Source organism: Shewanella insulae (assembly GCF_009831655.1).
Classification (GTDB): Bacteria; Pseudomonadota; Gammaproteobacteria; order Enterobacterales; family Shewanellaceae; genus Shewanella; species Shewanella insulae.
This window is the reverse complement of sequence record NZ_WRPA01000005.1, coordinates 76679-89632: the sequence shown is the minus strand read 5'-3', so window position 1 is coordinate 89632 and position 12954 is coordinate 76679. Positions and strand designations below refer to the sequence as shown.

Sequence of the window (12954 nt, the reverse complement as noted above, 5' to 3'; positions counted from 1 at the left end):
TTAATTCCCAAGCGGAGAACTCATAAAGTGGCAGTATTTAATCATATCTCATTTGATGACCACGAACAGGTCGTATTTTGTCATGATAAAGAAAGTGGCTTACGTGCAATCATAGCCATCCACAACACCAACCTGGGCCCAGCGGTTGGCGGTTGTAGAATGTGGAACTATGAGTCTGATGACGAAGCGCTGACCGACGTTTTGCGTCTTTCTCGTGGCATGACCTACAAGAACGCCCTCGCCGGTCTGGCCATGGGCGGTGGTAAGTCGGTGATCATCGCCGATCCTAAAGTGGAAAACCGTGAAGCCCTGTTCCGCGCCTTCGGCCGTTGTATTCATACTCTGGGTGGTAAGTACTACTCAGCAGAAGATGTGGGCGTGTCTACCAGCGACATCATGATTGCTCACCAGGAAACCCCATACATGGCGGGTCTTGAAGGTCAGAGCGGCGACCCATCGCCATTTACTGCGCTTGGTACCTATCTGGGTATTAAGGCAGCCGTTAAACATCAGCGTGGCCTGGACAGCCTCAAGGGCCTTAAGATTGCCGTTCAAGGTGTTGGCCACGTAGGTTATTACCTGTGCCGTCACCTGCACGAAGAAGGCGCCGAGCTGATCGTGACCGACATTCACCAGTCATCACTGGACAAGGTAGCTAGCGAATTTGGCGCTACCGTCGTTGCACATCAAGATATCTACCATCAAGATGTCGATATCTACGCACCATGTGCCCTGGGTGCCACCATCAACGACACCACGATTCCGCTGCTTAAGGCCACGATTGTGGCAGGTTGTGCCAACAACCAGCTTGCCGAACTTCGCCATGGCGAGAAGCTCAAAGAGCTGGGCATACTGTATGCACCAGACTATGTGATCAACGCCGGCGGTATCATCAACGTCTCGTTCGAAAAAGATTATGACGCGCAGAAATCTACCGCCAAGGTAGAAGAGATCTACAACACCCTACTGAAGATCTTCGAACTGTCTGATGCGCAGAACCGCACCACAGCAGATGTTGCCGATGAGTTGGCCCGCGCCATCATCAACGGCGAAAATTAATCGCTGACGAAAGCCATAAAAACCACCGACACATTCGGTGGTTTTTTATTGCCGGCAGTCTAAGTTTCGCTCGTTCTCCTCTCCCTCCGATAGCCCCCAAAATGCCTTAAAATTTTCTGCTTAGATTTTTCTTTTGGCGCCAAAGAGATAATTTTCAGACACAGATTTTTCACACAGGCGTACTGGAAAATGTCATATTCCTCTGCTTGACTTAGAGGCTCATCATCTTCGCTAGGATTGCATTATGATTAGTTTCAAGTACCACTTTAATCGGGATTTGGTGGAGTTACAGGCCAGTAACTGGATAGGTCTGGAGCAGGTATTTGTTAACGGCAAGCGAGTCTCGCGTAAGCTGAATTTCGGCCCCAAGAGCGAACATGAGGTACAACTACACAGCGGCGATCCCTGTAAGTTTCAACTGTTTATCGATCCCAATAGCGAGCAGATGATCTGCCGCATCTACAAGCAAAACCGCCTGATCACCAGCATCAAACAGGGAAAGGAAAATCTGATGCAAAGCCGTATGCTACTACAGTCTGTCATCATAGTGATGGCCGTCTCCAGCATTGGCATGTTATTGGTGGTGTAACCCAAAGATACGATATCCCGACCTTAACCGCATATCCAAAAACACGCAGACATTAAGCGCGCAAAACTAACCAGACAGACTCACCACCAGCTTCACCGATAGCAAAGGATTCTGCATTTTCATCATGGGTTGAAATAAATAAGGTGAGATATTTATTAGATAAGATTGCCTAGGGCAGACCATTGATCTTATTGAGTAGATAGATAAATTGCTGCGACTCAAACTCAGATAAATTACCGAGAAACTGCTCGTTGACTCGCTCAGCCTCGCGGACAAGATCTTGCTCCAACGCCTTGGCGCTATCGGTAAGGAGAATTTTAAAGGCGCGGCGATTGTCCGCCTCCTGATAACGAGTTATATAGCCCTGCACCTGCAACTGATCTAACAGGCGGGTCATGGTGTAGTTAGCCACGTCACAGCGCTTAGATAGCTCTGTCTGGGTAATACCCTCCTCCTGCCACAGGGCGAACAGGACAGGCCAGAGTTTAATGTCCAGCTCATAGCGCCTTAGCCTCTCATCCAAGGCCTTTTGAAGCTCGATATTAAGATGAGACACCAGGTATCCCAAGCTTTCATAATGTTTCAATCAGCACCTCCAGATACAGCGGTCATGCATTAATACTAACATCTGGTCCTAAAGAAACTAGGGCTCGGCTAACGCTAATTCGTAACGAAAAACCAATTGTCTTATCTAAGAAAGGCTTAAGTCTTACTTAGCGTCGCCGTCGACATTGAGCAGGTATTGCTCGATAAAACGATAATAACAGGCTCTTCCAAGTTTAGCCGATAATCCTCTGGCTAAGGAGACGGATATTGCCGCCTCGTCCACCACAAAAGCATCACGGCTGGCCACCTGAAACTGGGTGTCTATGGAGCTGGTCAGAGTAAATTGCCCATCTTCTTCCTCTTCATAATCATTGATAATAAAGGGGAACTCGGCAACTTCCACCCTCACCGTCTCCACCGGGGTCATCAGCAGATACCCCTCAGGCTTTAGGTGCAAAATGGTGGCAAAAAGCCGGCAAAATTTATCGGGCAGGGACTCGCCGCGATAAAACCAGCGCCCCTGGCTATCGATATGAAACAGCGGCGCCTCATCGCATAGCGGCGCCCCCTGGTTGATTTGCCGCAACTGGGCGGCGACTTCGAGTTCAGTCATTATCGAGCAGCGTCAACAATGCCTGAACCGGGTGCTTAGGTTTGAAGCCACCGAAACGTTTCACCTGGCTACGACAGGAGTAGCCCGAGATCAATATCTGCTCGTGAGGCAGCGAATCTATGGCCTTCTCCCAAGACATCTCATACAAGGCCTTGGAGCGCTTAAGGTTATCGCTCTCATGTCCATAGGTGCCCGCCATGCCACAGCAGCCCAGGCTGACTGTACTTAGCTCGGCGCCAAATGCACTAAAGATCGCCTGCCACTCTTTGGCCGTATTGGGTTTAGCCGTCGATTCGGTACAGTGGCTGAACCAGGTAAACTGCTTAGTCGACTCTTTCGCCTCACCCAAAGGGGCCTTGGCGTCGATCACCTTAAGCAACCATTCGTTGGCCAGCAATACGTTAAAGTCACCACGATTTTCTGCCAAGATCTCTTTATATTCATCGCGATAACAAAGCACCATGGCAGGATCTACCCCCACCATAGGCATGCCAAGTGCATGCACCTGATTCAAGAAATCGGCGCTGGACTGGGCCGTCTTGGCAAACTTATCCAGGAAACCCTTGATATGAATCGGCTTACCATTGGGCTTAAAGGGCAGCAATACTGGCTTGAAGCCCAGCTTCTCGATAAGCTTGATAAAGTGATAAACCGTCTCGGCTTCGTAGAAGCTATTGAACGGGTCTTGCACCACCAACACATATTGGTCACGATCGACTTGTGGGATCTGCTGCAAGGCATTGAGATCATAGCCACGGCAGGCGTGGTTCTCAAGGCGCTGCTTAAGCGTCGGCACTGACAGCGCAGGTGCATCCACATAGCCGATAGATTGTTTAATCACCCACTGACTCAGCTTGTTCTGTGAGGCAAAGTTGGTGATTTGAGGCACCTTGGCCATCAATGGCAGACTCTCTTCAATCCCCGCCACCAGGTAATCTTTCACAGGTCTGAGGTAACGTTGGTAATAGATGTTGAAGAACTGCGCCCTGAACTTGGGCACATCAACCTTCACCGGACACTGAGACGAGCACGCCTTACAGGCGAGACAGCCCTTCAACGACTCCATCACCTCATGGGAGTAATCATATTCGCGCTCTTTCTTCAGGGTGTTCTGGGTGCGTTGCAGCCAGCCAAGGGGCTTGGCCCTGGCTAGGGCATCGACATCCACGCCCTCGGCTTCTAATAAACGCAGCCATTCGCGCATCAGACCCGCGCGCCCTTTTGGCGATTGTACCCTGTCTCCAGTCGCCTTAAATGAGGGGCACATGGGCGAATAGACGCTGTAGTTGAAACATAGGCCATTGCCGTTACAGTTCATCACATCGGGGAATGCCTCACGGGTGTTGACCGGGATCTGACGATCGAACGCGCCGCGTTTGGTACTGTCGACGTTATAGAGCAGCGGACCACTGCCCTTAGGCGCCACCAGCTTACCGGGGTTAAGCTTGTTATTGGGGTCGAAATAACCCTTAACCTCTTCGAGCAGACCAAACAGGCTCTCACCGAAGACGGATGGGCCATACTCGCCACGCACCCCCTTACCATGCTCGCCCCACATCAGGCCGCCATACTTGAGGGTCAAGGCCGCTACCTGATCCGATACCGTCTTGAGCAGGCGCTCATCCTGAGGGTCGCACATATCCAGCGCCGGACGCACATGCAACACGCCCGCATCCACGTGACCGAACATGCCATATTGCAACTCATGGCTGTCCAGCAGCGCCCTGAACTCCATGATAAAGTCGGCAAGCTTCTCAGGCGGCACAGCGGTATCTTCGGCAAAGGCGATAGGCTTACGGCTTCCCTTGGTGGCACCCAGCAGCCCTACCGCCTTCTTACGCATGGCGTAGATGGTGTTAATGCTCGCCTTATCGGCGGTGACCTGATATCCCAGCAGGCCAGCCTGGTTAGCGGCAAGTTGGGTATCGAGCATCGCCTCTAGCTGTTTAATTTTCGCTTCCACCTCGTCAGGCTCACCGGCGAACTCCACCATGTTGAGGCCATCGATGGAGGCGCCCGGCACCTCTTCAATCAGAGACGACACCGAATGCCAGATGATATCCTGCTTGGCTAGATTCAGGACCTTAGAGTCCACGGTTTCCACCACAGTCGCCTTAGCCTTGACCAGGTCCGGCGCATGACGCAGCGCCGACTGGAAAGAGTCATACTTGATATTCACCATCATGCGGGTCTTGGGCAGCGGCGTGATATCCAGCTTGGCCTCGATGATCACCGCCAGCGTGCCTTCGGAGCCAGTAAGAATGCGCGACAGGTTGAACTCATCGACTGTCTCGTTCCAGACATTTTTCAGATCATAACCTGTCAGAAAACGATTCAGCTTAGGAAAGCGGCTCTCTACCTCGTCTCTGTGCTCACGTGTCATGCGGGCGATATCACGCTGCAAAGCCTGCCCCAGGCTTGGAGACTCCAGCGCATCCAGCGCTTCTAGTGCTTTAAGGTCCAGCGGCTTGGTCTCCAGCTCGCTACCGTCATATAGCACGCTGGTCAGCTCAAGCACATGATCAGAGGTCTTGCCGTAGACCAGCGAGCCGGCGCCCGAGGCGTCTGTGTTGATCATTCCGCCCATGGTGGCGCGGTTAGAGGTTGAGAGATCTGGGCTAAAGAAGAAACCATGGGGGCGCAGCGCGTCGTTGAGGGCGTCTTTGACCACTCCGGCCTGTACCCTCACCCAGCGCTCCTTCTCGTTGATCTCAATCACCTGATTGAAATAACGCGACAGATCCAGAATGAGGCCATGGGTCAGCGACTGACCGTTAGTGCCTGTGCCGCCCCCGCGCGCACTAAAGACTACCTGTTTGAACTCTGGCTTAGTCGCCAGAGTCATGATCAGCTTAACATCGGCCTGAGTCTTGGGATACAAGACCGCCTGAGGCAGAAACTGGTAGACAGAGTTATCCGTTGCCTGGGCGAGACGCGCGCTGTAACGCTTATCGATATCGCCACAATAATTGCTCTGGGCAAGGGCGTCGAGAAACGCCAAATAGACAGGCTCTAGGGTCTGTTGATGGGATAACTTAGGGAGCATGATGACTTCTTTTTAATTGGTGTTTATTAAAATAATGTTGCCATTATAAACAAAAAAAAGCCGCTAAAAAGCGGCTTTCGTCAATTAGCTTATTCTATCTAAAGAATAATTAGGCGTGAGCTTCACCCAAGTATAACCAGGTATCGATCACTGTATCTGGGTTTAGCGATACTGTATCGATGCCCTGTTCAACCAACCAGGCAGCAAAATCGGCGTGGTCAGAAGGACCTTGACCACAAATACCCACGTAAGCACCTTTAGCCTTGGCAGCCTTGATAGCCATTGCCAGCAGGGCTTTAACGGCTTCGTTACGCTCGTCGAACAGGTGGCTGATGATGCCTGAATCACGGTCTAGACCTAGGGTTAGCTGGGTCAAGTCGTTCGAGCCGATTGAGAAACCGTCGAAGATCTCGAGGAACTGGTCGGCTAGTAGGGCGTTAGAAGGCAGCTCACACATCATGATGACGCGTAGACCATCTTTACCACGCTCCAGGCCTTGCTCTTTCAGCAGTTCGATAACCTGACGGCCTTCTTCCAGCGTACGAACGAATGGGATCATGATCTCTACATTCGTCAGCCCCATCTCATTGCGTACACGCTTGATAGCTTCACACTCTAGGGCGAAACAGTCACGGAACGACTCAGAGATATAACGGCTCGCACCACGGAAGCCCAGCATTGGGTTCTCTTCTTCCGGCTCGTAACGGTCACCACCAACTAGGTTAGCGTACTCGTTAGACTTGAAGTCTGACATACGTACGATAACTTTCTTCGGATGGAAGGCCGATGCGATAGTCGCAATACCTTCAACCAGACGCGCCACGTAGAATTCTACAGGTGACTCGTAGCCGGCGATCATCTCGTGGATCTCTTGCTGCAGCTCGGCGCTTTGGTCGTTAAACTCAAGCAGCGCCTTAGGGTGAATACCGATCATACGGTTGATGATGAACTCGAGACGCGCCAGACCCACACCTTCGTTAGGCAGACGAGCGAAGTCGAACGCTCTGTCTGGGTTACCTACGTTCATCATGATCTTCATAGGTAGTTCAGGCATGGAATCGACGCGAGAAGACATGACGTCAAACTCTTGAATGCCTTCGTAGATGTAACCTGTGTCACCTTCGGCACAAGAAACAGTCACTTCCTGACCATGCTTGATCTTGTCGGTGATGTCGCCACAACCAACTACCGCTGGTACGCCAAGTTCACGGGCAATAATCGCCGCGTGACAAGTACGGCCACCACGGTTGGTAACGATAGCGCTGGCGCGCTTCATGATTGGCTCCCAATCTGGGTCAGTCATGTCGGTAACCAGTACGTCACCTTCTTGGATCTGGTCCATATCTTCGATAGAAGCCAGCACCTTAGCGGTACCGTTACCTATCTTGTGACCGATAGCACGACCTTCGCCAATCACATCGCTCTTAGTCTTGAGGTGGAAACGTTCGATAAGCTGTACATCTTCACGTGAACGTACGGTTTCTGGACGCGCCTGTACGATATACAGTTTGCCGTCGTTACCATCTTTAGCCCACTCGATGTCCATTGGACGACCGTAGTGCTTCTCGATGATCATGGCCTGCTTAGCCAGCTCCATCACCTCTTCATCGCTGATAGAGAACTGACGGCGCATATCGGCAGGTACATCTTCAATCTTCACCTGTTTACCGTGGCTCAGGTCATCAGAGTACACCATCTGAATCAACTTGCTGCCGATGTTGCGGCGAACAACGGCTTTGTGACCGGCGGTCAGGCTTGGCTTGTGAACATAGAACTCATCTGGGTTCACCGCGCCTTGTACTACCATCTCACCCAAGCCGAATGAAGAGGTCACGAAGACCACATCGTTGTTACCTGACTCGGTATCCATGGTGAACATAACACCTGAAGCGGCGGTGTCTGAACGAACCATACGCTGTACGCCAGCAGAAAGCGCAACGCCTTTGTGGTCATAACCTTGGTGTACACGGTATGAGATAGCTCGGTCGTTAAAGAGTGAGGCGAATACGTGCTTGATAGCAACCAGTACAGCATCGAAGCCCTTAACGTTCAGGAAAGTTTCCTGTTGGCCGGCAAATGATGCATCAGGCATATCTTCGGCAGTCGCTGAAGAGCGTACTGCGAACGATGCATCGTTAGTTTCTGAGGCAAGCTTGTCGTACGACTCGCGTACAACCTGCTCAAATTCGCTATGGAATGGGGTATCGATAACCCACTGTCGGATCTGTGCACCTGCGGTCGCGAGTGCATTCACGTCGTCGACGTCTAGAGTTTCTAGCGTCTCGTATATCTTCTGGTTAAGTCCGCTTTGTTCAAGAAATTCATTGAACGCAAAAGAAGTGGTCGCAAAGCCACCAGGCACTTGAACACCTGCATTAGCTAGATTGCTGATCATCTCCCCAAGAGAGGCATTTTTACCGCCTACCTTGTTGACGTCACCCATGCCTAATTCTTGATACCAGAGTACATATTGCTGCACAGTTCTATCTCCGCAAGTTTATTTCAGTGTGGCCCCTTCACACGAGGGCAGCGGCATTTTACACTCCACAGCAAGACGCGTAAATCTATAATTTTATTTGTAATTTTATTACTACAAGAGGTCAAAATGTCACGTAAAGTCTTTTATATCTCAGATGGGACGGCGATCACGGCCGAGGTTTTTGGCCATGCGGTACTGTCTCAATTTCCAGTTGAGTTTGAAGCACTTACTATTCCATTTGTCGAGACAGCTCAGAAAGCTGAGGCAGTAAAAGCACAAATTAATGATTGTTTTATTACAACAGGCGAACGACCACTTGTGTTCCATTCTATCGTCAAAGCCGAGATCCGAGACATCATCTACAGCAGTGAGTGCATAGACTATGACTTCTTGAACACCTTCGTCGCCCCACTGGAAGATCAATTGGGCGTCAAGGCGGTTCCCGTCACCCACAGAACTCATGGCAAGGCAAATCACAGCTATGAGGCGCGTATCGACGCCATCAACTACGCCATGGAAAACGACGATGGCCAGACCCTCAAACATATCGACAAGGCAGACATAGTGCTGCTGGGCGTATCCCGCTGCGGCAAGACCCCCAGCAGCCTCTACCTGTCGATGCAATTTGGCATCAAGGCGGCCAACTACCCCTTCATCGAAGATGATATGGACAACCTAAAGCTGCCAGAGGTCCTTAAGCGTAATAAGCACAAGCTGTTTGGCTTAACGATAGATCCTGTGCGCCTGCACGAGATCCGTCAGAGCCGCATGGAGAACAGCCGTTACTCGTCACTGAGACAGTGTCGCATCGAGGTGAAAGAGGTAGAGATGATGTATAAGCGAGAGCGTATCCCCTTCGTTAACACCACCAACCACTCGGTAGAAGAGATCGCTACTAAGATTCTGGATGTCACTGGCCTGGAACGCCACATGTTCTAAACAGACAGTCATAATGGGCAAGCTAAAAGCCCCAAATGGCAAGCTAACTGCACAGATGTAGACAAATACCGGAAATTTTCATCTGTTTACCCCTGTGCAGCTAGCAACTATTGGTTATAATCCGAGGCAATCAGGCGAAAGCCAAGACAAACGCTCGGTATATTGAATGACCATTAAAACAGACGAACTACGCACCACATTACTATGTAAGGCCATTTCACCTGCTAAACTCGCATCTGAATACCCGCTTACTCAAGACGCCGCCGACTACCTGGTTCAACAGAGACGTGAAGTTGAAGCCATTCTCACCGGTGAAGACAAACGTCTTCTGGTGATCATCGGCCCCTGCTCTATCCACGACACCCAGGCAGCCATCGACTACGCTAAGCGTCTGGCCGTGCTGCATAAAGAGCTTAAAGACTCACTCTGCATCCTAATGCGCGTCTACTTCGAGAAACCTCGTACGACGGTCGGTTGGAAAGGGCTTATCTCAGATCCGGATCTCGACGGTAGCTTCAATGCCAACAAGGGCCTGCGCCTGGCGCGTCACCTATTGCAAGAGATCACCGAGCTTAACCTGCCGATCGCCACCGAGTTTTTGGATATGGTTAACGGTCAGTATATTGCCGACCTCATCACCTGGGGCGCGGTTGGCGCCCGTACCACTGAGAGTCAGATCCACCGCGAGATGGCCTCGGCACTCTCCTGCCCGGTCGGCTTTAAAAACGGTACCGATGGCAACATCAACATCGCCATCGATGCGGTGCGCGCCGCCAAAGAGCCGCACATCTTCTACTCGCCCGATAAAGATGGTGCCATGGCCGTTTACCGCACCAGCGGTAATCCATATGGCCACATCATACTGCGTGGTGGCAAGCAGCCTAACTACCATGAGGCAGATATTCAGGCCGCGGCGCAGAAGCTCAAAGGTGTGGGCCTGTCTCACCGCATGGTGGTGGACTTTAGCCATGGCAACAGCCAGAAACAGCATAAGCGTCAACTCGAGGTCGCCAAAGACATCATGGCACAGATTGCCTCAGGCTCGACCGCGATTGCCGGCATCATGGCAGAGAGCTTCATCGAAGAGGGCAACCAGAAGGTGGTGGCCGGTGAGCCACTGGTTTACGGTAAGAGCATCACGGATGCCTGCCTCGACTGGGCCGACTCTGAAAAGCTGCTGAGAGATCTAGCTAATGCCTCCAAGGCGCGCATGGCAAAGCTTAGCTAATACCTAATGTGATTATTTTAAAAAGGCTTCCACGGAAGCCTTTTTTAATGCCATGAAAGGCGCCACATTACCGGGTTACAGCGCTGTCATTCTCCCGCGATTGTCAGTATAATCCGCCGGTTTTTTCCAATGCATAACCTTAAGGTTGCCGTATGCCCCTAACCGATACAGAAACTCAGTATTCTGACGCCATTCGCGCGCGCATCGCGCAGTCAGAAGCCCGGGTGATCAAAGCGATTTTCCCCTCTATCACCAACCACCATAACACCCTCTTTGGTGGCGAGGCCCTAGCCTGGATGGATGAAACCGCGTTTATCGCCGCTACCCGCTTCTGCCGCAAGACCCTAGTGACCGTCAGCTCAGACCGCATCGACTTCAACAAGTCGATTCCTGCCGGCACCCTGGCGGAGATCATCGCCAACGTTATCTATGTGGGTAACACCTCCCTCAAGGTTGAGGTCAATATCTTCGTCGAAGATATGTACCAAGATCATCGCGAGCATGCCATTCGCGGCGTCTTCACCTTTGTGGCGCTGGATGAAGATCGTAAACCCACTAAGGTGTGGAGCGAAGACTAACATAAGAAGGTCTCCTGTCGGTGGGCACACGCCTGCCGACCTGTCATCGAACACCTCACACCTCTTAGCTCTCCATCTCCCCCAGCACCTTATTAGACTTAAGTCTAATAATCCTTTGTGAAAATGAAAAAATCCCGTCACCCAGATGCAAAAGCAATAGAATACTGAGTCATTTATCTGTTACATTGACTTTACCTTCAAGTGCAACAAAGATAATCAAAAAGCAATGAAGCTAGAAAACTTGCACATCATCATCGCCGATGATCATCCATTATTTAGAAATGCGCTGCGACAGGCATTGAGCGGCGCCTTTGCCGACACCCAATGGTTTGAGGCCGATAGTGCCGAAGCCCTACAAGACCTATTGGACAAGGGCGATACCACCTATGACTTAGTCCTGCTGGATCTGCAGATGCCAGGGTCCCATGGCTATTCCACCTTAATACACCTTAGAACCCACTTCCCCGAACTACCTGTGGTAGTGATCTCGGCCCATGAAGATGCCATGACCATCAGCCGCGCCGTCCACTATGGTAGCGCCGGATTTATTCCCAAGTCCGCCTCCATGGAGACCCTCTCAGAGGCCCTCACAGCCGTGCTGTATGGCGATATCTGGCTACCGGACAACATAGAGCTGCAAGAGATCAACGAAGATGCGACGGATCAGATGGCGGCCAAGCTCGCCGATCTCACGCCGCAGCAGTATAAGGTGCTACAGATGTTCGCCGAAGGCCTGCTCAACAAGCAGATCGCCTACGATCTGGGCGTCTCCGAGGCCACCATCAAGGCCCACGCCACAGCCATCTTTAGAAAGCTTGGGGTGAGAAATCGTACCCAGGCGGTTATCGCCCTGCAGCAGCTGGAGATGGAAAAAGTAGAGCTGTAACTAAGCAAAGTACAGCACGAAAAAGCCGAACTCTCGTTCGGCTTCTTTATTTATTTCTGTTTGTTTTCACGGCCAGTGTCTTTCTCACCCATTACCTGAACCTGTCACACTAGATGACTGGCATGAAATCTCAGATGATCTTCAATAAAGGTGGCGATGAAGAAATAGCTGTGATCATACCCCTCCTGCAAACGCAGGATCAGTGGATACTCTTTCTCCTTAGCTACCGCAATCAAAGCTTCGGGCCTTAACTGCTCCTCGAGGAAGTTATCGCTACTGCCCTGATCGATAAAAATCGGCAGATCGCAACTGGCCTGCTTCATCAGCTCACAGGCATCATAGGCCAGCCAAGCGTCACGATTCTTACCTAAATACTGAGTAAAGGCCTTCTGTCCCCATGGGCAGTTGATGGGGTTGACGATAGGGCTAAAGGCCGAGACCGAGCGGTAAAGATCTGGATGCTTAAGGCCTATAGTCAGGGCGCCGTGCCCCCCCATGGAGTGACCGGCCAGGGAGCGTGACTCTGTCACAGGAAAATGATTCTCGATGAGCTCGGGAAGCTCATCGCGCACATAGTCATACATCTGGTAATGGGCCTGCCAGGGCGCCTGGGTCGCGTTGAGGTAGAAGCCTGCACCCTGGCCCAGATCGTAGGCGGCATCGTCGGCCACCTCCCCCCCTCTTGGGCTGGTATCGGGCGCAACGATCGCCACACCCAACTCTGCCGCAATACGCATGGCGCCAGCTTTCTGCATGAAGTTTTCATCCGTGCAGGTCAGGCCCGACAGCCAGTAAAGCACTGGCACCTTCTGCTCGCTTGCCTGTGGCGGCAGGTAGATAGCGAAGCGCATGGCACAATTTAGCACGCGAGACTGGTGCTGATACTGCTTATGCCAACCACCGAAGCACTTATTGCTGCTGATATTTTCTATGGTCATACTCTCATCCCTAAAGGGCACAGACGCTAGCGTCTGCGCCTAATCTAAGCCAA

At 51.6% G+C, this 12954-nt stretch carries 11 protein-coding genes; 6 read left to right on the top strand and 5 right to left on the bottom strand.

Going from position 1 to position 12954, the window contains the following annotated elements; genetic code table 11:
* Positions 1-27: 27 nt before the first annotated feature.
* Together GNT65_RS07475 and GNT65_RS07470 are read left to right on the top strand one after the other, a co-directional pair.
* Positions 28-1059, top strand: a complete 1032-nt coding sequence (locus GNT65_RS07475; protein WP_160794872.1) for a Glu/Leu/Phe/Val dehydrogenase dimerization domain-containing protein — start codon at positions 28-30, stop codon at positions 1057-1059.
* Positions 1060-1303: 244 nt separating this feature from the next.
* Positions 1304-1648 carry a hypothetical protein gene (locus GNT65_RS07470; RefSeq protein ID WP_160794870.1) on the top strand — a complete coding sequence of 115 codons (345 nt, stop codon included), beginning with the start codon at positions 1304-1306 and terminating at the stop codon, positions 1646-1648.
* A 169-nt stretch (positions 1649-1817) separates the two neighbouring features.
* Here the strand turns inward: GNT65_RS07470 and GNT65_RS07465 are convergent, their stop codons facing one another.
* The 4 genes from GNT65_RS07465 to ppsA form a co-directional block, all read right to left on the bottom strand.
* Positions 1818-2234 (bottom strand): MarR family winged helix-turn-helix transcriptional regulator, encoded by a 417-nt coding sequence (locus GNT65_RS07465; protein ID WP_160794868.1) that lies wholly within the window; start codon positions 2232-2234, stop codon positions 1818-1820.
* Positions 2235-2357: 123 nt separating this feature from the next.
* Complete coding sequence (locus tag GNT65_RS07460; protein ID WP_160794866.1) at positions 2358-2807, bottom strand: DUF1285 domain-containing protein; 450 nt, start codon at positions 2805-2807, stop codon at positions 2358-2360.
* Positions 2800-5853, bottom strand: coding sequence for a D-2-hydroxyglutarate dehydrogenase YdiJ (gene ydiJ / locus GNT65_RS07455; protein ID WP_160794864.1), 3054 nt, complete (start codon positions 5851-5853; stop codon positions 2800-2802). Before ydiJ ends, GNT65_RS07460 begins: the two co-directional genes overlap by 8 nt.
* 109 nt (positions 5854-5962) lie before the next feature.
* Positions 5963-8332: a phosphoenolpyruvate synthase gene (gene ppsA, locus GNT65_RS07450; protein WP_160794862.1), complete on the bottom strand. Its 2370-nt coding sequence runs from the start codon at positions 8330-8332 to the stop codon at positions 5963-5965.
* 126 nt (positions 8333-8458) lie between these two features.
* On the opposite strand from ppsA, the gene ppsR reads away from it, so the two are divergent.
* The 4 genes from ppsR to GNT65_RS07430 all read left to right on the top strand — a co-directional run bounded on the left by ppsR (position 8459) and on the right by GNT65_RS07430 (position 11963).
* A complete protein-coding gene (gene ppsR, locus GNT65_RS07445; protein WP_160794860.1) occupies positions 8459-9271 on the top strand; it encodes a posphoenolpyruvate synthetase regulatory kinase/phosphorylase PpsR in 813 nt (270 codons plus the stop codon).
* Between the two features lie 166 nt (positions 9272-9437).
* The gene (locus GNT65_RS07440; RefSeq protein ID WP_160794858.1) at positions 9438-10499 is read left to right on the top strand and encodes a 3-deoxy-7-phosphoheptulonate synthase; all 1062 of its coding nucleotides are present in this window, start codon (positions 9438-9440) and stop codon (positions 10497-10499) included.
* A gap of 152 nt (positions 10500-10651) precedes the next feature.
* Positions 10652-11077, top strand: a complete 426-nt coding sequence (locus GNT65_RS07435; RefSeq protein WP_160794856.1) for an acyl-CoA thioesterase — start codon at positions 10652-10654, stop codon at positions 11075-11077.
* Between the two features lie 226 nt (positions 11078-11303).
* Positions 11304-11963 (top strand): response regulator transcription factor, encoded by a 660-nt coding sequence (locus GNT65_RS07430; RefSeq protein ID WP_160794854.1) that lies wholly within the window; start codon positions 11304-11306, stop codon positions 11961-11963.
* 104 nt (positions 11964-12067) lie between these two features.
* Here GNT65_RS07430 and fghA read toward each other — a convergent pair whose 3' ends face one another.
* Positions 12068-12901, bottom strand: a complete 834-nt coding sequence (gene fghA, locus GNT65_RS07425) for an S-formylglutathione hydrolase (protein ID WP_160794852.1) — start codon at positions 12899-12901, stop codon at positions 12068-12070.
* Positions 12902-12954: the final 53 nt, after the last annotated feature.